The sequence below is a fragment of the Marinomonas foliarum genome, assembly GCF_016906065.1.
GTDB classification, from domain to species: domain Bacteria; phylum Pseudomonadota; class Gammaproteobacteria; order Pseudomonadales; family Marinomonadaceae; genus Marinomonas; species Marinomonas foliarum.
The window spans coordinates 1,965,095-1,985,429 of sequence record NZ_CP070273.1; the positions used below are offsets into that span (position 1 = coordinate 1,965,095).

General features: G+C 42.9%; 23 protein-coding genes. 4 read left to right on the top strand and 19 right to left on the bottom strand.

Annotated elements, in window-relative coordinates; translation table 11 throughout:
- Window positions 1-77: 77 nt before the first annotated feature.
- On the top strand, window positions 78-1,295 hold the full coding sequence (locus JSY38_RS09085; protein ID WP_205116557.1) for an aminotransferase class V-fold PLP-dependent enzyme: 1,218 nt from the start codon (window positions 78-80) through the stop codon (window positions 1,293-1,295).
- 6 nt (window positions 1,296-1,301) lie between these two features.
- On the top strand, window positions 1,302-1,706 hold the full coding sequence (locus JSY38_RS09090) for a SufE family protein (protein ID WP_205116559.1): 405 nt from the start codon (window positions 1,302-1,304) through the stop codon (window positions 1,704-1,706).
- Here JSY38_RS09090 and JSY38_RS09095 read toward each other — a convergent pair.
- The 5 genes from JSY38_RS09095 to tcdA all read right to left on the bottom strand — a co-directional run bounded on the left by JSY38_RS09095 (window position 1,696) and on the right by tcdA (window position 4,780).
- A complete protein-coding gene (locus tag JSY38_RS09095; RefSeq protein ID WP_205116567.1) occupies window positions 1,696-2,280 on the bottom strand; it encodes a LysE family translocator in 585 nt (194 codons plus the stop codon). The two genes, JSY38_RS09090 and JSY38_RS09095, sit on opposite strands and share 11 nt — an antisense overlap.
- A 51-nt stretch (window positions 2,281-2,331) precedes the next feature.
- A complete protein-coding gene (locus JSY38_RS09100; RefSeq protein ID WP_205116569.1) occupies window positions 2,332-3,156 on the bottom strand; it encodes an AraC family transcriptional regulator in 825 nt (274 codons plus the stop codon).
- Window positions 3,157-3,275: 119 nt separating this feature from the next.
- The gene (locus JSY38_RS09105; RefSeq protein WP_205116571.1) at window positions 3,276-3,683 is read right to left on the bottom strand and encodes a DCC1-like thiol-disulfide oxidoreductase family protein; all 408 of its coding nucleotides are present in this window, start codon (window positions 3,681-3,683) and stop codon (window positions 3,276-3,278) included.
- Window positions 3,680-3,997, bottom strand: coding sequence for a N(4)-acetylcytidine aminohydrolase (gene yqfB, locus JSY38_RS09110; protein WP_205116573.1), 318 nt, complete (start codon window positions 3,995-3,997; stop codon window positions 3,680-3,682). Before yqfB ends, JSY38_RS09105 begins: the two co-directional genes overlap by 4 nt.
- Window positions 3,998-4,000: 3 nt before the next feature.
- Window positions 4,001-4,780, bottom strand: a complete 780-nt coding sequence (tcdA, locus tag JSY38_RS09115) for a tRNA cyclic N6-threonylcarbamoyladenosine(37) synthase TcdA (protein WP_205116575.1) — start codon at window positions 4,778-4,780, stop codon at window positions 4,001-4,003.
- 114 nt (window positions 4,781-4,894) lie between these two features.
- On the opposite strand from tcdA, the gene JSY38_RS09120 reads away from it, so the two are divergent.
- Window positions 4,895-5,635: a TrmB family transcriptional regulator gene (locus JSY38_RS09120; protein ID WP_110576200.1), complete on the top strand. Its 741-nt coding sequence runs from the start codon at window positions 4,895-4,897 to the stop codon at window positions 5,633-5,635.
- Between the two features lie 84 nt (window positions 5,636-5,719).
- Here JSY38_RS09120 and JSY38_RS09125 read toward each other — a convergent pair whose 3' ends face one another.
- From JSY38_RS09125 to JSY38_RS09190, 14 genes are all read right to left on the bottom strand, one after another.
- Window positions 5,720-6,139: a F0F1 ATP synthase subunit epsilon gene (locus tag JSY38_RS09125; protein ID WP_114410473.1), complete on the bottom strand. Its 420-nt coding sequence runs from the start codon at window positions 6,137-6,139 to the stop codon at window positions 5,720-5,722.
- A gap of 63 nt (window positions 6,140-6,202) precedes the next feature.
- Window positions 6,203-7,579 carry a F0F1 ATP synthase subunit beta gene (gene atpD / locus JSY38_RS09130; RefSeq protein WP_114410474.1) on the bottom strand — a complete coding sequence of 459 codons (1,377 nt, stop codon included), beginning with the start codon at window positions 7,577-7,579 and terminating at the stop codon, window positions 6,203-6,205.
- Window positions 7,580-7,608: 29 nt separating this feature from the next.
- Window positions 7,609-8,469, bottom strand: coding sequence for a F0F1 ATP synthase subunit gamma (gene atpG / locus JSY38_RS09135; protein ID WP_114410475.1), 861 nt, complete (start codon window positions 8,467-8,469; stop codon window positions 7,609-7,611).
- Window positions 8,470-8,550: 81 nt separating this feature from the next.
- The gene (gene atpA / locus JSY38_RS09140) at window positions 8,551-10,095 is read right to left on the bottom strand and encodes a F0F1 ATP synthase subunit alpha (protein WP_114410476.1); all 1,545 of its coding nucleotides are present in this window, start codon (window positions 10,093-10,095) and stop codon (window positions 8,551-8,553) included.
- Between the two features lie 38 nt (window positions 10,096-10,133).
- A complete protein-coding gene (locus tag JSY38_RS09145; RefSeq protein ID WP_205116577.1) occupies window positions 10,134-10,670 on the bottom strand; it encodes a F0F1 ATP synthase subunit delta in 537 nt (178 codons plus the stop codon).
- Between the two features lie 11 nt (window positions 10,671-10,681).
- A complete protein-coding gene (locus tag JSY38_RS09150; RefSeq protein WP_110576211.1) occupies window positions 10,682-11,152 on the bottom strand; it encodes a F0F1 ATP synthase subunit B in 471 nt (156 codons plus the stop codon).
- 57 nt (window positions 11,153-11,209) lie between these two features.
- A complete protein-coding gene (atpE, locus tag JSY38_RS09155) occupies window positions 11,210-11,467 on the bottom strand; it encodes a F0F1 ATP synthase subunit C (protein WP_087610906.1) in 258 nt (85 codons plus the stop codon).
- A gap of 67 nt (window positions 11,468-11,534) precedes the next feature.
- Window positions 11,535-12,362 (bottom strand): F0F1 ATP synthase subunit A, encoded by an 828-nt coding sequence (gene atpB, locus JSY38_RS09160; RefSeq protein ID WP_205116579.1) that lies wholly within the window; start codon window positions 12,360-12,362, stop codon window positions 11,535-11,537.
- 54 nt (window positions 12,363-12,416) lie between these two features.
- On the bottom strand, window positions 12,417-12,818 hold the full coding sequence (locus JSY38_RS09165) for an ATP synthase subunit I (protein ID WP_114410479.1): 402 nt from the start codon (window positions 12,816-12,818) through the stop codon (window positions 12,417-12,419).
- Between the two features lie 163 nt (window positions 12,819-12,981).
- Window positions 12,982-13,866 carry a ParB/RepB/Spo0J family partition protein gene (locus JSY38_RS09170; protein WP_114410480.1) on the bottom strand — a complete coding sequence of 295 codons (885 nt, stop codon included), beginning with the start codon at window positions 13,864-13,866 and terminating at the stop codon, window positions 12,982-12,984.
- A 45-nt stretch (window positions 13,867-13,911) separates the two neighbouring features.
- Window positions 13,912-14,679, bottom strand: a complete 768-nt coding sequence (locus tag JSY38_RS09175; protein WP_114410481.1) for a ParA family protein — start codon at window positions 14,677-14,679, stop codon at window positions 13,912-13,914.
- A 3-nt stretch (window positions 14,680-14,682) separates the two neighbouring features.
- On the bottom strand, window positions 14,683-15,309 hold the full coding sequence (gene rsmG, locus JSY38_RS09180; RefSeq protein ID WP_114410482.1) for a 16S rRNA (guanine(527)-N(7))-methyltransferase RsmG: 627 nt from the start codon (window positions 15,307-15,309) through the stop codon (window positions 14,683-14,685).
- 51 nt (window positions 15,310-15,360) lie between these two features.
- Complete coding sequence (gene mnmG / locus JSY38_RS09185; protein WP_205116733.1) at window positions 15,361-17,250, bottom strand: tRNA uridine-5-carboxymethylaminomethyl(34) synthesis enzyme MnmG; 1,890 nt, start codon at window positions 17,248-17,250, stop codon at window positions 15,361-15,363.
- 920 nt (window positions 17,251-18,170) lie between these two features.
- Window positions 18,171-19,229 (bottom strand): NAD(P)-dependent alcohol dehydrogenase, encoded by a 1,059-nt coding sequence (locus JSY38_RS09190; RefSeq protein WP_205116581.1) that lies wholly within the window; start codon window positions 19,227-19,229, stop codon window positions 18,171-18,173.
- A 186-nt stretch (window positions 19,230-19,415) separates the two neighbouring features.
- Here JSY38_RS09190 and JSY38_RS09195 point away from each other — a divergent pair, with 186 nt between their 5' ends.
- Window positions 19,416-20,294 carry an AraC family transcriptional regulator gene (locus tag JSY38_RS09195; protein WP_205116583.1) on the top strand — a complete coding sequence of 293 codons (879 nt, stop codon included), beginning with the start codon at window positions 19,416-19,418 and terminating at the stop codon, window positions 20,292-20,294.
- Window positions 20,295-20,335: the final 41 nt, after the last annotated feature.

Consider the following 20,335-nt stretch of genomic DNA (forward strand, 5'->3'; position numbering starts at 1 on the left):
AGGCTGATTACATCGCTTTTAATCAATCTATCATCGGTTAAAATCAGCTCATTGTTCAAACATAAAGTAGAGTATCCATGGCTTTTGACCCTTCCTCGCTTCGTCACCTTTTCCCTATTCTGGCGCAATCGGCCTATGATCATCCATTAACCTATTTGGATAATGCAGCGACTACTCAAAAACCTTTGCCTGTATTGGATGCGATTCAGGACTATTATCGAAATTTCAACGCCAATGTTCATCGAGGTGCGCACTTCCTGAGCGACCGAGCTACAAACCGTTTTGAGCAGGCCAGAGAAATTGTCGCCAGCTTTATTAATGCCCCCGAACAAAGCCACGTGATCTGGACAAAAGGCGCGACAGAAGCCATCAACACTGTCGCATTTGGCTTAGAACATATACTCGAAAGCGGAGATGAAATCCTCATCACCAGTTTAGAACATCACGCTAATTTGGTGCCTTGGCAGCAATTGGCCTTTCGTACGGGCGCTCGATTACGTATTCTGCCATTAACGTCCAATGGCGAATGGGAACCTGAATTCAGCCATTACTTCACCGATCGCACGCGTATTTTTGCCGCGACGCAAATTTCCAATGCCATTGGCGCCAGCACACCGCTACAAACTATGCTGGATCACGCCAAGCAACAAGGCGCATTTACCCTTGTCGACGGTGCTCAAGCCGTGGCGCACTATCCTGTTGATGTACAAACACTGGATTGCGACTTCTATGTTTTTTCTGGCCACAAGATGTACGGTCCAACAGGTATTGGGGTTTTATATGGTAAAAGTCATGCATTGGAAGTCTTGATGCCCTACCAAACGGGTGGAGAAATGGTGCGCCATGTTTCCTACCAAGCGACTGAATTCAATGTTTTACCTTATCGTTTAGAAGCAGGAACACCACACATTGAAGGGGTTATTGGCTTAGCAGCTGCCTGTGACTTTCTTAATGCGCAGGATCGTCTCGCCTTGTTAGCTTGGGAACAATCCCTCGCCGCTCACGCTTATGCGCGTCTACATAAAGAAGGCAGTATCGAGATTTATTCGCCCGAGAAAAACACAACTTTGGTTTCGCTAAGTGTACCCAATATTCATATCTTAGATTTGAATGCTTATCTAGATAGCCAAGGTGTGGCTGTTAGAGCTGGCAGTCACTGTGCCCATCCGTTAATGGCACAACTTGGTGTTGCCGGAACCTTGCGTGCCTCCTTCGCCTGCTATAACACCATGGAAGAAGCTAACCGCTTCTGCGACGTTCTACTCGACGCCATAGACTTATTAAATGATGAGTAACAAGCGATGACTGATTTAGTAAACTCCAAAGACATAAAACAACAACTACAAGCATGCCGAAGCAAAGAAGAAACCTTTAAAACGCTCGTGACGTTAAGCAAAACATTAACGCGTTTAACGCCAGAAGAGAAAGCCGAAGAGAACAAAGTGAAAGGCTGCGAAAGCGCGGTTTGGCTAATCATTGAAGAAAAAGATGGCCAGCGTCATTTCAAAGCCGACAGCGACGCCAAACTTATGCGCGGTTTGCTAATAGCCATATTGAGCTTGGTAGAAGGAAAAACACTCGCGGCTATTCAGAAAATGGACCTAAAGTCAGAGCTGGGAGAACTTAACTTATCAAGTTACCTCACCAGCTCCAGAACCAATGGTGTATTGGCGATTTTAGAAAAAATACAGGCCACTAAACAATAAAGCCAGCTATACCCAAACCAATAAATAACAAGCCTGTAATACGATTGATCAGCACTATGTGGTGCTTTAATAAATGAGACACTTTATCTATAGCTGAAGAAATGAGTACATGGATGATCAAGGTAATCACCACCAGCTCAGTCGTAAGCAATATAGCATAGGTCAAAAAACGCTCATTAGATGGTACAAACATCGGGAACAATGCTCCAAAGAATACCAATGTTTTGGGATTCAATAACGAGATCAACACCCCATTTTTAAAGCTGTAACCCTTTGCAGCTATGGTCATTTCGCTATTGGCATAATACAGTGCCTTACACCCTAAATAGGCGATATAAGCACAGCAAAGCCACGTCATAATTTGAAACGCTTGCTTACTCGAATGAATCACGGCTAACAGCCATGTATTGGCCAGTAAAGAAGCAAACATTAAGCCTACGGCAATGCCAAAAATCATCGGCAAAGTCCCACGCAAGCTCTGATTAATACTGCTACTCACAACCGCTAGACCGCCTGGTCCAGGTGATAATGCCGATGCAAGGCAAATAGCCAAAAACGCTAGTTGATTTTCCATGATTTTACTCACTCACGATTGAGAGCATCACTTTAATCAGCTAGTTAGCTTTTATCTTGTAAAAAATTGCTGTCGGTACGCCGATGGCGTAATCCCCATAGCACTCACAAAAGCCTTAGTGAAATGACTTTGATCATGAAAGCCACAGTTGAGCGCGATATCGACAGCACTAAAACCACGCTTTAGTTGAGCTCGAGCGTGATTCAAACGTTGTTGGATTTGGTATTGATGCGGCGTCAGCTGAAAGTAGCGCTTAAATTCTTTGATTAAATGAAATTTACTGATGCCAGCCTGCTGTGCGATCTCATCAAGCGACAGCTTTTGTTGGTAACAATCCGCCAATAAATCACGTACCGATTCAATATTGGACTGTGCCTTACTAAAAGTTAGCTTGCTAGGGCATTGGCTTTGCTGCAGTAACAGGTTCACCAGCAGCCTCTCCCAATGCTCTTCCAGGTCCAAGGCTTCAGAGCCGCAGGTAAGCTTATCTAACAAACTTCGCATCTGCAGGCTGAGGCGAGCATCGTTGATCACACTTTGACGAAAGTAAGGCGTTTGTGCCGTGCCAAACAATGAGTGATTAAGCTCTTTCATACGCTCTTCAGACGGATATAATGCACGATAACGCCAGCCCTCACCTTTGCCTTTAGAGCCTGTGTGCAATTCATCTGGCGCCACAATTGAAAGCTGTCCTGGCAAGGTATTATGACTCTCACCACGATGACTAAAATACATCACGCCAGCATCCACTACAGAAATAACAAAGCTTGCGTGAGCATGCTTACCAAATACCGTCTCGGTAAAATGCGCTTCTATCATTTCCAGCCCACCTAAGGTTTGGCAGGTAAAAACGTTGCAGAATTCGTTGGCGTGCATCCAGCCTCCAAGTAAACATCAGTTCAGCCTAACGCTAGCCGTTCGGGTAAAAAAATTCTTGTAAAAAATTGCTGATTTATTTCAAGATAACCTTCTATTTAAATATAACGACATACTCGTTAGAACCTATCGTTACCATCTTGCTTTAGGTTATTAATCTTCGTCTTGCCCAAGATTTTTAATAACACATTACGGCAGGATCTTAATATTGGATACAAAAGAGCAGCGACTTTTTTGGAGCTAAACAACCAATAATTCAAGCGGTTAAACACCCCAGACCGACCGCTAAGCAAGGCTAAAAGGTGAATGGCATCCGTACCATAGTAGAGCTGTCCAGCCATTTTCAACACCATGCCTTGATCTATGTCCAAGCCCTGTGCGGTGATTTCTTTCAACACTTCAGGATGTTCTCTCGCATCAATCAGTACTAACTCACCGACATTCTGACGTATGCGAACGACCTGGCAATAAAAATGGCAAGCAGGACATTCTTTGTCATAGATGAGCAGTATCTGCTTGTCTGTCATGCATCAACCAGCTGATAAGAGATCAAAAACAGCTGTTGAATCCCTGGGTAAATGGCTTGAATCACGCCCCTTAATTCAGCCAGCGTCATGTTTTCTTGCTCGGCATGATAATCTATTAAAGCGTCAAACAAGACAGGCTCAACAGACACTATTTTTAAACGACAAAACTCACGACCCTCTTCGAAGGTAGATACGGTTACAACCGAACCGGGAACATAGTGCTTTTCCGCTTCATCGCGTAAAGTAATGGTCTTCTTGCCAGATAGAATATCGGCCTCAAAGCGTTCAAAAAAAGTCATGGTTGTCGGTGTCATTGCTTAATTCGCCTTTTGCGCCAGTTTTTCCAACACTCTCGACACCGCGACAAACGCAAAGGAAGCGGTCACTGCAGTGCTGGCGCCAAAGCCGGTATCACAGTTCATTTTGGTTTCTGTATCGCCTTTTAAGCGTTGATGAGAAACCGTACCGTCCCCTTGCGGGTATCGTAATTGCTCGGTGGAATAGACACATTCGATATCAAAGCGGCGCTTGGGATTACGGGTGAAGTTGTAATACCGTCTCAAAAAGTTACGTAACTTCGCCGCGAGCGGGTCTTTTTCCGTTTTTGAAAGATCACCAATTAAGATTTTCGTCGGATCAATTTGACCACCCGCACCACCAACAGTAATCACTTTGCGCTTATTGCTCTTACTCCACGCCATTAGAGCGGCTTTTGGTTTGATGCTGTCTATGCAGTCGATAATGTAGTCAAACGGCTCTGAAAGCAGCTCAGAGATGTTTTCAGGGGTAATAAAGTCTTCAACAGACTCTACTTGGCAATCAGGACTAATCAATTTAATTCGCTCTGCCATCACATCGACTTTTGACTGGCCGATATTACCGTCTAAAGCATGAATTTGGCGATTGGTGTTAGTAATGCAAACATCGTCCATATCAATCAGCGTAATGTGACCAATACCGGAACGAGCCAGAGCTTCTGCCGCCCAAGATCCAACACCACCAATACCGATAACGCAAACACGAGCTTGAGTAAAAAGCTCGTATGCGGCATCGCCATATAAACGGCGGATGCCACCAAATCGTTGATCGTTTGTCACTTTTCTCTCCTCGCAGCCAGATCGTCCTGCGCTTTTTATGTCAATAAGTGTATTCTGTGAACTTAGAAAATACAGATTACATTCTCTAAATAATTACTATGTACTGTGAGCCGTATGATTCAGCAAGCTTTTGAAATGCTTGGTTTAACACCAAGAGAAACGCAACTTTACCAAACGCTATTAAAACTAGGGCCTTCTTCCATTCGAGATATTGCAGAGCACAGCGGCATTAACCGTGGCACAACCTATGAGTCATTAAAACAGCTACAAAGCAAAGGCATCGTGAGTTATTTTCCAAAAGGAAAGCGTCGACTTTTTACCGCTGAAAACCCTGATATTCTATTAAACCTAGCGGAAGAAAAACGTAACCGCCTGAACAAAACCATCGATAACCTAAAAAATACGATTATTCCGAATTTGCATCAGCAGCAACCGGATTATCATCAAACTCATGTTCGCTATTATGAAGGCGACGACGGTATAGAGTGGGTTTTGCGCGATATTTTAAACGTGGTGTCGCAACAAGACCATAAAGAATATTGTGTGTTTTCTTCTAAACCGATTCGACCCTTCTTATATCGCCCTTTCCCAAACTACACAAAGCAGCGTGTAAAGCTTGGTATTAACGTAAAAGTAATTGCTCTGGGGGATGGTGGCGAAGAAGCGGAATTATCAGAACGTAAGTGGATTAAAACGGAAGGGTCGGTTGATGCCAGTTATATCGCTATCTACCCACCAAAGTGTGCAATCATCTCTTTGGCGAGTAACAACTTCCCTTCTGCCGTGGTGTTGGAGTCAAAAGACATCGCCAAAGCCCAGCAGATCATCTTCGATACTTTGTGGAAGATGCTCTAAAAAACAACATTGCACTCAAATAACAGGCAATAAAAAAGCAGCTCGAAAGCTGCTTTTTTTTGACTTCAAACTCAACGTTGCCGCTTACTTATGTTCGCGGAACTGCTGAATCGTACGCAAACGCGCAACAGCTTCTGCTAATTCCGCAGTTGCACGAGAATAGTCGACATCAGCTTGCTGATTAGCTATGAGCTCTTTCGCATGCTCTTTCGCTTTCACTGCAGCTTCTTCGTCTAGGTCTCTTGCACGAGTGGCTGTGTTAGCCAAGACGGTGACACGGTGCGGTTGAACTTCTAGGAAGCCACCGGACACGAAGATAACCTCTTCGTCACCATTTTCTTTAACCACACGAACAGGACCAGCTTCTAAAGTCGTCAATAATGCAGCGTGACCAGGCATAATACCTAAGTCACCATTATATCCTGAAGCCACAAGAAATTGGACCGAGCCGGAAAAAATCTCTTGTTCAGCGCTTACGATATCGCAGTGTACTGTGATAGCCATAAGTTGCCTCTCTTAGTCATACTTAGTAAAAGCGCCGTTAGACGCTTTTACTACGCGTGATGGTTAAAGTTTCTTAGCTTTCTCGACGGCTTCGTCGATGCTACCAATCATGTAGAACGCTTGCTCTGGAAGATCATCAAACTCACCATCCAAGATGCCTTTAAAGCCACGAATCGTGTCTTTCAAAGAAACATACTTACCAGGTGCGCCTGTAAATACTTCTGCTACGAAGAAAGGCTGAGACAAGAAACGCTGGATTTTACGAGAACGGTTAACCGTTTGCTTATCTTCTTCAGATAACTCGTCCATACCCAAGATTGCGATGATGTCTTTCAATTCTTTGTAACGTTGCAATACCATCTGTACGCCACGAGCTACGTCGTAATGCTCTTGACCGATAACAAGTGGGTCAAGCTGACGTGAAGTAGAATCTAGAGGATCGATCGCTGGGTAGATACCCAAAGATGCGATGTCACGAGACAATACAACCGTTGCGTCCAAGTGAGAGAAGGTTGTTGCTGGAGATGGATCAGTCAAGTCATCCGCAGGTACGTATACCGCTTGAACAGACGTAATAGAACCAGTCTTAGTAGAGGTGATACGTTCTTGAAGAACACCCATCTCTTCAGCAAGTGTAGGCTGGTAACCTACCGCAGATGGCATACGACCTAGCAATGCAGATACTTCTGTACCCGCTAGCGTGTAACGGTAGATGTTATCTACGAAGAAAAGTACGTCACGACCTTCGTCACGGAACTTCTCAGCCATTGTCAAACCAGTCAAAGCAACACGAAGACGGTTACCTGGTGGCTCGTTCATTTGGCCGTATACAAGAGATACTTTGTCGATTACGTTCGAGTCAGTCATCTCGTGGTAGAAGTCGTTACCTTCACGAGTACGCTCACCAACACCAGCGAATACAGAGTAACCGCTGTGCTCGATAGCGATGTTACGGATAAGTTCCATCATGTTTACGGTTTTACCTACACCGGCACCACCAAACAGACCAACTTTACCACCTTTCGCGAAAGGACAAACAAGGTCGATAACCTTGATACCTGTTTCTAGCAATTCGTTGCTAGAAGACTGCTCAGCATAAGAAGGAGCTGAACGGTGAATTGACCAACGCTCTTCTTCGCCGATTGGGCCTTTTTCGTCAATCGGATTACCTAGAACGTCCATAATACGTCCTAGTGTTTGAGTACCAACTGGTACAGAAACTGGCTTGTTTGTGTTTTCAACAACCAAACCACGTTTAATACCGTCAGTAGAACCCATTGCGATGGTACGAACAATACCGTCGCCTAGTTGTTGTTGAACTTCCAACACCAACTCTTTACCCTCAATGGTCAGGGCATCATATACTTTTGGCACGCTATCACGTGGAAATTCCACGTCCATAACAGCACCGATAACCTGTACGATGTGTCCGCTACTCATGTTCGGATCCTCTTAAATACCTAAATACCTTAAACCGCTGCCGCGCCGCTGACTATCTCAGAAATTTCCTGAGTAATCGCTGCTTGACGAGCCTTGTTGTACACCAACTGTAATTCATCAATGATATCGCCGGCGTTGTCTGTTGCGTTCTTCATCGCAATCATACGAGCTGCTTGCTCACACGCAATATTCTCAACCACTGACTGATATACTTGAGATTCAATATAGCGAACCAATAATCCGTCTAAAATTTCAACAGGCTCTGGTTCGTAGATGTAATCCCAGTGGTGCTGTAACTCTGTATTCTCTTCCGCTTTTAATGGCAAAAGTTGTTCAACCGTCGGGTTTTGAGTCATGGTATTCACGAACTCATTTGAAACCACATAAAGACGATCAATACGACCTTCATCAAATGCGTCTAGCATCACCTTAACACTGCCGACTAAGTCGTCAGCTTTTGGTGCATCACCTAAACCGGTGAAGGCTGCTGCTACATTTCCGCCGTAGTTACGAAAGAATGAAACGGCTTTACTACCAATCGCACAGATGTCGATTTCAACACCAGAATCAGCAAACTGTTTCATATCTTTAATGGCTTTTTTGAACACGTTAACGTTCAAACCACCACATAAACCACGGTCAGAAGAGACTACGATATAACCAACACGCTTCGCCTCACGCTCGGTAAGGTAACGGTGTTTATACTCAGGATTCGCGTTGGCCAAATGACCAACTACTTGGCGAATTCGTTCCGCATACGGACGAGAAGCGGCCATACGATCCTGAGCTTTACGCGTTTTACTTGCTGCTACTTTTTCCATAGCACGAGTAATTTTACGCGTATTGTTAATGCTCGAAATCTGAGTGCGTATCTCTTTTCCGACTGCCATAATAGAACTGCCCTTGTGAGAATGTTATTTCACAAACTGCAAGAAAGTGGTGACAGGCTAATTAGCTTGCCACCAAACTCATTACCAAGTTTGCGTCGCTTTAAACTTCTCGATTGCCGCTTTAAATGTCGCTTCAATCTCGCCGTTAAAATTACCAGTTTTGTTAATGTCAGCCATAAGATCAGTGTGTTCACTGTTCATGTAACCTAACAATGCTTTTTCAAAGCTAGCAATTTTGCTTGTTTCAACATCTTCAAGGAAGCCATCATTAGCAGCGTAAAGAACTACGCCCATATCAGCTACAGACATAGGAGAGAACTGCTTTTGTTTCATCAGTTCAGTAACCTGTTTACCGTGCTCTAGCTGCTTACGAGTCGCTTCGTCTAGGTCAGATGCGAACTGAGCGAAAGCCGCCAATTCACGGTACTGAGCCAATGCAAGACGAATACCACCGCCAAGTTTCTTGACGATCTTAGTTTGTGCTGCACCACCTACACGAGATACCGAAATACCGGCGTTCATCGCTGGACGGATACCCGAGTTAAACGCGCTCGTTTCCAAGAATATCTGACCATCTGTAATGGAGATAACGTTGGTTGGTACGAATGCAGATACGTCACCACCTTGAGTCTCGATGATTGGCAATGCGGTCAAAGAACCTGTTTTGCCTTTCACTTCACCATTGGTGAATTTCTCTACGTACTCAACGTTTACACGTGATGCACGCTCAAGAAGACGAGAGTGAAGATAGAATACGTCACCTGGGTAGGCTTCACGACCTGGCGGACGACGTAGAAGCAAAGAGATCTGACGGTAAGCCCAAGCTTGCTTGGTCAAATCATCATAAATGATCAATGCATCTTCACCGCGGTCACGGAAATATTCACCCATAGTACAGCCAGTGTATGGCGCTATGTAAAGCATTGCTGCTGGATCAGATGCGCCAGCGGCTACTACTGTGGTGTATTCCATTGCGCCAGCTTCTTCAAGCTTACGAACAACGTTAGCAATAGTAGATTGTTTCTGACCGATCGCTACGTACACACATTTAATGCCAGAATCTTTCTGAGCAATAATGGTGTCGATTGCTAGAGCAGTCTTACCAATCTGACGGTCACCGATGATCAACTCACGTTGACCACGACCAATTGGCACCATGGCGTCAATTGCTTTGTAACCAGTTTGAATCGGTTGATCAACGGACTGACGTTCGATAACGCCTGGAGCCACTTTTTCAACTTTATCTGTTAATTTTGCATCGATTGCGCCTTTGCCGTCGATTGGGTTACCCAATGCGTCAACAACACGACCAAGCAATTCAGGACCTACTGGAACTTCCAGTATACGACCTGTACATTTCACTTTTTGACCTTCTACAAGGTCTTGGTATTTACCAAGTACTACTGCACCGACAGAGTCACGCTCTAGGTTCAAAGCAATACCATAAACACCACCAGGGAATTCAATCATTTCCCCGTACATAACATCTGCCAGACCGTGGATCAGAACGATACCGTCTGCCACGCTGACAATTGTGCCCTCATTTTGGGCATCAGAAGATACATCGAGGTTCTCGATGCGCTTCTTGATAATCTCGCTGATCTCAGATGGATTCAGTTGCTGCATGCTAAATTCCTCAACCCTGGTTTCGATTTAACGAAACGCTAGGAGTTTATCGCCTCGGCCAGTTTCGCTAATTTACCGCGAACTGAACCGTCGATGATTAAGTCACCTGTACGAATAACCACGCCACCAAGTAGGCTTGCGTCTGTTTCACTGGTTAAGTTGACTGTACGATCCAACTTTTTCGCCAATGAAGCGGCTAATGCTTGTGTTTGTTCTGCTGTAAGTTCAAATGCAGACGTAAATTCAACATTTACGGCTTTTTCGAAATTCAGTTTGAACTGTAAAAATAGCTCAGAAATCATAGGAAGAAGCGATAAACGCTTATTCACTGCAAGGGTAAGCAAAAATGCTTTACCTTGCTCTGTAGCTACTTCTGCACAAACGTCCGCTAGAGCGTTTGCCTTCTCTTCCGCACTAAAAGCCGAATTTTTAAGCGCCTGTTTAAGCTTAGGTTCTACTGTTACAGCAGCTAATATGCTTAACATATCAGCCCACTCAGTAATTTGACCTTGCTCTTTAGCAACTTCAAAAACGGCTTTCGCATACGGTCGCGCGACTGTTTTTAATTCAGCCATTAGACCCTCGCTTAAAGCTCTTTGGCGAGCTGTTCAACGATCTCGCTATGTGCTTTTTCGTCAATGGTGGCTCCCAAAATCTTCTCGGCACCAGCAAATGCAAGAACAGAAACTTGAGCACGCAATGCTTCTTTAGCACGCATAACGTCTTGTTCGATCTCTGCTTGAGCTGCTTCGCGCAGACGTTTGCCATCGGCAATCACCTGCTCTTTCGCCTCGTCGATCATTTGGTTCGCACGTTTGTTGGCTTGTTCAATAATCTCGGCCGCGTTGTCTTTGCTTTCGCGTAAAATCTGGTCGGCTTGTTCTTGTGCCAACTCAAGATCACGGGAAGCGCGGTTCGCTGCTTCTAAGCCGTCTGCTATTTTCTTGCTACGCTCTTCGAGCGCAGCAATCACTGGTGGCCACACAAATTTCATGCAGAACCAGACAAAAATGGCAAACGAAATAGCTTGGCCTATAAGTGTGAGATTCAAGTTCACGCTAATATCCTCGCTCTAGTCGTTCAAAAAATAAATCACTTACAATCAAGCGACGTATTAGCCAGCAACCTGAGCAATGAATGGGTTAGCGAAAGTGAAGAACAACGCGATACCAACACCAATCATAGATACAGCATCCAAAAGACCTGCAACGATGAACATTTTGGTTTGTAGCATTGGCGCAAGTTCTGGTTGACGCGCACTTGCTTCAAGAAATTTGCCACCCAAGATAGCAAAGCCAATTGCTGTACCCAATGCAGCCAAGCCGATAAGGATTGCTACAGAGATAACAGTTAAACCAACTACAGTTTCCATTTTAACTCCTAGATTTTACAGTTTTAGATTCAAGTTTAAAAAAATTATTACTATATATAACAATATCTTAGTGTTCTTCGTGAGCCATGCTCAGGTATACAATAGTCAACATCATGAAGATAAAAGCTTGCAGTGTTATGACTAGTATGTGGAAAATTGCCCATGGTACAGACAAAGCCCACTGAACGCCCCAAGGCAAAAGAGCAATCAAGATAAAGATCAATTCACCGGCATACAAGTTACCGAATAATCGCAATGCCAATGACACAGGTTTTGCTAATAGCCCAACCATTTCCAAAACAAAATTAAATGGAATCATGATTGGTGTATTAAAAGGCTGTAATGTGAGTTCTTTCATGAACCCACCAAACCCTTTAATGCTGATGCTATAGAAAATAATCAAGAAGAAGACAGACAAAGACATACCTAGTGCGGCATTAATATCAGTTGTCGGTACTATCTTAAAGTACTCAATACCAAAAACATCCGTAGCAATTCTAGGGATGAAATCAACTGGTACCAAATCCATTAAGTTCATCAAAAATATCCATACGAAAATGGTTAACGCTAATGGAGCGATAACTTTACTTTTGCCATGGAAACTTTCTTTGACTGAGTTATCAACGAACTCAACCATAAGCTCTACAAAATTCTGTAGGCCTGTAGGAGTCGCTACTGACGCTTTCTTCGCTGCAAAACGAAACATTGCTAAGAACAAAATACCCAAACCAATAGAGAACCCCATTGTATCTAGGTGAATCGCCCAAAAGCCCATGTCTGCAGCTTGCTTAGATGTCTCCGCAATACCCCAGCTACCATCAGGATGCTGACCAAAGGTCAAATTCTGAAGGTGATGCTTTATGTACTCCGAAGCTGTTGGATTTTCACTTGCCATATTTATATCCACGCTCTTTTAATGATAAAAACCACGCGCCCACTGTTCGTTAAATTAACGAATAACAGCAGGGCTGAGCCAGTGACTCAAAATTGCTAAACTAAAGCCCGCAAAAAAGCTTCCAGCGGCCAGAGGTTTCACCAGAATAAACACCAGTGATAGCAGTAAGACAGTTAAAACCAGCTTACCAGCCTCTCCTCTATAAAAAGATTTAACAACCTCTTTCGCAGGCAAAATTCTTTTATGGCCGAACACCCGCCAAGCCATATAAACATTGGGTAGTATGCTGGTCAGCCCTCCTAATAAAAAAGAGTACCCATACAGACCATTAACTATGTAAAAGATTCCCAAAGAAACAAAAAAAGTGAGCATTAATTGCAATAAAAGAAAACGAAACACAGCCTTCTTTTTAGCGCTAATCATTGCACTGGCGCTTAGTGGCTTATTTGCCTCCATTACAAACTCTCTTTTTGCACAATAAAAGTGCAATCAATGTGATGATTTACAAAATTCGAGGCATTATATGGGTTATGGCGGCTGTGTTCAACTTAAAACGGATAGTGGGATCAGTTTCTACTCATCTTGTCTAGATAGAAAAAAGCACTTGTCACGAATTGCTTCATTTCCCAGCCAGGAGCTCGCTAACCAAGAGTTCTAGGTGCTCAGGGTTTCTATACTCAATGACAAGCTTACCTTTTCCTTTTGCTGAAGGCTGTATTTTCACCGCTGCATTAATCTTTTGGCTAATGCGTTCAGCTTCTGCACTTAAATCAGGCAGAGATGGTTTGTTATCTTCATTTTTATCAACGACTTGAAAGTTTTTCACTAATCGTTCCGTCTCACGAACAGACAAAGATTTAGTGACAACTTGTGACGCTGCTTGAATTTGTTTGTCATGCTCTAATGGCAATAACGCTCGAGCATGGCCCATTTCGATATCACCATGTTCTAATAAACGACGTACTTCTGGTGTTAAACCTAGTAATCGCAATAAATTTGCTACTGTCGAGCGAGATTTACCAACGGTATCGGCAACTTCTTGTTGAGTAAGGTGAAAATCTTCAACTAAACGCTGTAGTGCCAAGGCTTCTTCAACGGGGTTTAGGTCTTCGCGTTGAATATTTTCGATCAGAGCAAGCACGACAGCATCAGCGTCCTCGACATGGCGCACAATCACAGGTACTTGTGTTAAGTCCGCCAATTTGGCAGCTCGCCAACGGCGTTCACCGGCGATGATTTCATATTGATTATGACCATTTGGTCGTACAACAATTGGCTGCATGATGCCTTGGGTTCGAATGGAAGCAGCCAAATCTTCTAATTGTGAAGGATTCATGTCACGACGAGGTTGGAATTTCCCTTTAGAAAGCCATTCTACTGGTAAATAAGTAAGACCTTTAATTTGCTCATTGTTTGAGCCACTTTCAGCCTCATTAGTTGGCGTCGATTGTGGTGCCAATAATGCATCTAAGCCACGACCTAGGCCTCTTTTTTTCATCGTCATTTCATTAACCCTAATTGGTATCAAAGTACGCTTATAACACAATAATTATGCGACAGATTTTCTAATAAACTCACCGGCCAATGCTAAGTAAGCAATAGCGCCTCGAGATTGTTTTTCATAATGTAAAACTGGCAAGCCGTAACTTGGTGATTCCGCCAAACGAATATTTCGAGGAATCACAGTATCATACACTTTGGAACCAAAATGTTTATGGAGTTGGCTAGAAACATCGTGAGTTAAACTAGGACGAGGATCATACATGGTTCGTAAAATACCTTCGACCTCTAGAGAGGGATTTAATGCCTGAGTAATACGCTCAATTGTTTGCAGTAAAGCGGTCAATCCTTCTAGCGCGTAATACTCACACTGCACCGGAATCAAAACTCCCTGTGAAGCAGCTAACGCATTAACAGTCAGCATATTCAATGCAGGCGGACAATCCATCAATATATAATCAAAGTCATTGTCGACTTCATACAAACCAGCACGTAAGCGTGTTTCTTTACTTGGTAAATCTAGTAAAACGACTTCCGCACCAGTTAAATCACCATTAGCAGGCAATACCCAGTAGTCCCCAGGCATGCTTTTTTTCATGACTTCTTTTACGCCATGAGAACCAATCAATACATCATAAACACTGGTGTCTAATTCTTCTTTGGTAAAACCGCTACCTGTTGTTGCATTACCTTGTGGATCAAGATCAATTAACAGCACTCGACGTTTCATCGCCGCTAAGGATGCTGCTAAATTAACGCAAGTAGTCGTTTTACCAACGCCACCTTTTTGATTGGTTACTGCTATGATTTTTGCCATGCTTTATCCTTTACGCGTCATCACAACCATGTGACGCTCCGCCTGAACATTTGGCACATTTAGAGGTTCTACAGACACTACATCAACGCCTTTGGGCAGTGTCGCTATTTCTTCGCTAGGATAAACACCCTTCATTGCCAAAAAGTTACCCGAGTCTTTCGGAAGCGGCAACGTCCAATTAATCATATCTTCTAAAGAGGCAAAAGCTCTTGAAATAACATGATCGTAAGTGCCTTGAAAAGCATGCTTTTCAACACGTTCATTGGCTACGGTTACGTTATGAGTACCTAACTCCATCTTAACTTGTGTTAAGAAGCGTGTTTTTTTGCCATTACTGTCTAATAACGTAAATTGTTTATCTGGATAACATATAGCAAGCACCATACCAGGTAAACCCGGTCCAGTGCCGACATCTATAATATTTTCACCGGTGATAAAAGGTAATGTCGCCAAACTGTCTAACAAGTGTAATGTGATCATTTGCTCAACATCACGAATAGCAGTTAGGTTGTAAGCCTTATTCCACTTTTCGAGCATGGCTAAGTATTTTACAAGTGTCTGAATGGTTTCATCAGATAGAACAGCGCCCATTTGTTGGGCGCCTTTTTGAATAGTGTCAAAATGTGTCACAGTCGATCCATTTCTATAGAGATAGCAATTAAGGATTATCGGCTGATGATTCTAGGCACTTTTGCGCGCAATCGCACGTTTTTTCAAGTGAATTAATAGTAAGGATACTGCAGCTGGCGTCACACCTTGGATTCGAGATGCTGCCGCAAGCGTTGCAGGGCGCTGTTGAGTCAGCTTTTGCTTGATCTCATTCGAAAGACCTTCCATCTTGGTATAATCCAAATCTTCAGGTAGCTCGGTATTTTCTTGACGACGTAGACGCTCAATATCTTCGGCTTGACGAGAAATGTAGCCCGCGTATTTCACAGCAATTTGTACTTGCTCAGAAACTTGTTCGTCCACAGGCTCATCAAGAGCATTTTTCAAATTCGCCACATCGGAATACACAATGTTCGGACGTTTAAGCAAATCTAACAAGCTGTACTCATGAGTAATTGGCGTCTCAAGCTTTGGATTAATACTTTCCGCTTCAGGCGTATTTGGCACAATCCAACTCGATTTAAGACGTTGCGTTTCTACTTCTATTGCTTCACGTTTTTTGCAGAAGGCAGCCCAACGCTCATCAGAAACCAAACCAAGTTCACGGCCTTTTTCAGTCAAACGCATGTCAGCATTGTCTTCACGCAAGATCAAACGATATTCTGCACGACTAGTAAACATGCGATAGGGTTCTTTTGTCCCCATACTGATCAAATCATCAACCAGTACACCTAAATAAGCTTCATCTCGTCTAGGTGTCCAAGCATCTTTGTCTTGTGCAAGCAAAGCCGCATTTAGACCAGCCAGTAAGCCTTGCGCACCAGCTTCTTCATAACCTGTTGTTCCATTGATTTGTCCTGCAAAGAACAAACCTGGCATGTGTTTGGTTTCTAAAGAATATTTTAAATCCTGAGGATTAAAATAATCGTACTCAATAGCATAACCAGGACGAGTAATATGGGCATTTTCCATGCCTTTCATAGAACGTACTAGCTCAATCTGTACATCAAACGGTAAAGACGTCGAAATTCCATTCGGATACAGTTCGTGCGTCGTTAAACCTTCTGGCTCGATAAAGATTTGATGGGAGTTCTTATCGGCAAAACGTACAATTTTGTCTTCAATAGAAGGACAGTAACGAGGCCCAATACCTTCAATAACGCCAGAATACATTGGTGAACGATCCATACCGGCACGAATTATATCGTGAGTCTGTTCATTGGTATGAGTGATAAAACATTCAACTTGACGAGGGTGCATTGCGCGATTGCCCATGTATGACATAACTGGATCAATATCATCGCCAGGTTGTGCTTGCATCAGAGAAAAATCGACAGTACGTGCGTCAATACGAGGTGGCGTTCCCGTTTTTAAGCGATCAACGCGAAATGGCAAAGCACGAAGCTTTTGCGCTAAACCTATGGATGGCGGATCACCGGCACGACCACCTGAGTGGTTTTGTAAGCCAATATGGATAATGCCACCTAAAAAGGTACCGGCCGTTAAAACAACGGTTTTACTATTAAAGCGAATACCTGTTTGAGTAATCACACCACGAGCAGCACCATCTTCAACAATCAGATCTTCAGCCGATTGTTGAAAAAGCCATAAGTTTTCTTGGTTTTCTAACTTATGACGAATAGCCGCTTTATATAAAATGCGATCAGCTTGAGCTCGTGTGGCTCGAACAGCAGGTCCTTTACGAGAGTTCAAAGTACGAAACTGAATCCCCGCTTGATCTGTTGCTAATGCCATAGCGCCGTCTAAAGCGTCTATTTCTTTAACCAGATGGGACTTCCCTATGCCACCAATGGCGGGGTTACAGGACATTTGTCCTAAAGTTTCAATGTTGTGAGAAAGTAACAAAGTTTTAACGCCCATACGAGCTGCTGCTAAAGCTGCTTCTGTACCAGCGTGTCCGCCACCAACCACAATCACATCAAAGCGACTTGGGAAATCCACAGGAACCTCGGTATTACTAAATAAAATGAATAAAAAACGATCAATCATCGATTGAGGCCGCTTAGTATATAGGCTAATTTCCAAAAAGAAAGAGATCGAAACTCTCTTAACCCGGTCATCAATATTAATATATTTAAGTAAGTATATAAGGTCTTTTATGTTTGTTATGTTTATATAGCAAGCTAATTTCTGTGCATAAAGATAAAAAATCCATACTTATTAAGTGTTTATAAAGATAACATCTTGTTAAGACAGGGCGGGTTATCTTGTGGTGTGGATAACCTAAACCTGTGTATAAAATAGGGACTTATACAGAGTCGATTTTTAAGGTCCAAGTTGTTAAAAACTGTGCAAAACTTCCTATCAAGCTATCACCATACTTATCAACAAGCTGTTTTTTGTTTCTTGAATACTTTAAGTTGTTGTTTATTATGTTTTTTTATGTTTTTCTCCACAAAAAAAGCCCTTTTTCTAAAAAAAATAATCCACAAGAAAAAAAATAAAAAATTTTATTTTTTTCTAGATAGCCAGTGTGAATAATTACCTTAGATCCTGCTTTTTGTTGATGTTCGAGCCATTGTGGAGAAAGAAAGACAATCTTGAAAAAATCTACCTGTGAGTAACTATTTTGCCTTTATGATCATCTTCGCTGTATAAAGCGACAAATGAGGATGAGGCTATATTTGAGAGAGTGGCTTGTATTGAATTATCAAAAGCGATATCGGCATTCAATGAAACAATGAAGAGAAGTTTCTTGTGCAGTGGCGACGAGGTTAAGAAGAAAACGAGTTGATTACAGGCCTTAGCGCCCTCGCCCTGTTGCGTTTTTTAGTTATTAAACTGGACCGCGATAGAAAATAGAGCAAAAAAAAAGCGCCAATCAAAGGCGCTTTATTAAGGTAAGAAGCTATAAAGCGAGGTTAAGCTTCTTCTTTCAAACTTTTCATATCAATTATAAAGCGGTATTTCACATCGCCTTTTTTCATGCGCTGATAAGCTTGGTTGATATCCTGGATATTGATCATCTCAGCATCACATTCAATGTTATGTTCTGCACAGAAGTCCAACATTTCTTGTGTTTCTGCAATACCGCCAATCAAGGAGCCAGTGAGTACACGACGTTTTATCACCAAGTTGGCCGCATGAACCGCAGGTTCCATTGGTTCGATAAGACCGACTAAAATGTGCGTGCCATCGACTTTTAAGCAACCTAGGTACGGGTTCAAATCATGTTGAACGGGAATAGTATCTAATAAATAATCGAACGTCATTGTGGCCGCTTTCATTTGTGCTTCGTCAGTTGAAACGATCACATGATCTGCGCCTTGTTTTTTCGCTTCTGCAATTTTGCTTTCTGAACGAGTGAAAATAGTCACTTCTGCACCAAAGGCTTTAGCAAACTTCACTCCCATGTGGCCTAAACCGCCCATTCCTAAAACACCGACTTTATCGCCTGCTTTAATGCCGTGATGACGCAGTGGAGAATACGTTGTGATACCAGCACACAATAAAGGAGCGGCTTTACTCAGTTCTAAAGTCTGAGGAATAGATAAGACGAACTTTTCACGCACTACGATGTGATCTGAATAACCGCCATAGGTTAAGGTACCGTCAATTAGATCGTGAGCACCATAGGTTCCGACTGGACCATTATCGCAATATTGCTCTAAGTCCGCGGCGCAATGGGAGCAATGCTGACAAGAGTCGACCATACAACCTACACCGACAATGTCGCCAATCTTATATTTGGATACTTTACTGCCAACTTCGGTGACTTTACCGACAATTTCATGGCCAGGAACGATTGGGTAATTACTTGGTCCCCAATCACTTTCTGCCGTATGAATATCAGAGTGACAAACACCACAATAAAGAATGTCGATATTTACATCGTCTTCACGAAGTGCGCGACGTTCAAATGAAAAGGGTGCTAAAGGGGTTGTTGCAGAGAGTGCAGCATAAGATTTTGCTTGGCTCATAAATAGTTACTCCAGTGTTGGAACATGAAATATGTGTTACCTAGTGTAGAGTAAGCTTTGGTGTTTTGTGTTGTGCATTCTTGCTATTGTTTTGCCTATTCCTCTAAATAGTTAAAACATAACTTTTCCTACACAATCTTGTATGGATAATAACTTCATTGATTTTTATAGATAGATGGATCAAATATGAGCGATAGAAATTTAGTAGATTTGATCAAACCTCTGGTGAGAGAAGATGGTTTCTGCGATACCTTGATTGCCAATGTTCGTTTAATGAAGTGTGAAAAATCTTTGCCTAGAATGCCGCTTATTTATCGGCCTGGACTTACCATTATTGTTCAAGGTCGTAAAATTGGCTATTTAGGCGATCGTGAAATTCACTACAACTCTAGTCACTACTTGGTGCAAACTTTACCCTTGCCTTTCGAATGTGAAACCTTTGCCAGCCAACAAGAACCGCTTTTGGGGATCTCTATTGATATCGATCCTGTTGTGTTATCCGAGCTGGTTTCTGTTTCTTCTGAATATACATCAAATCCATCTGTATCTAACTTTTCCATGTCATCCGTCCCAATGAGTGATGATATGATTGAATCTGTCTCTCGTCTTATCAAAGCCTTACATGATCCATATACCGCAAAAATCATGGGACAGAGTCGGGTTCGAGAAGTTATTTTTGAAGCTTTACAAAGTTCACAAGGCGATGCGTTACGTGCCTTGGTGCTTAATCAAGGACGCTTTTCGCTGATAGTGAATTCCCTCAAACAACTGCATCAGCAGCTGGATCAAGAAGTCCGTGTGGAACAGCTTGCAGAAGATGCCAACATGAGCGTTTCAAGCTTCCACCATCATTTTAAAAACATCGCAGGATCGTCTCCATTACAGTACCTGAAGCGTTTACGTCTATTGAAAGCACAAATGCTGTTAAGTCAAGGTCACCTGAATGTCAGTCAAATTTCTCTAGAAGTTGGTTATAAAAGCGTTCATCAGTTTAGTCGGGACTACAAACGCTATTTTGGCGCGCCGCCGACAAAAGACAAATTAAGGGAAGACACCGTAATATGAGACTTTTAGCCTTTTCTTGAATTCGCTTGCTTGAACTAACT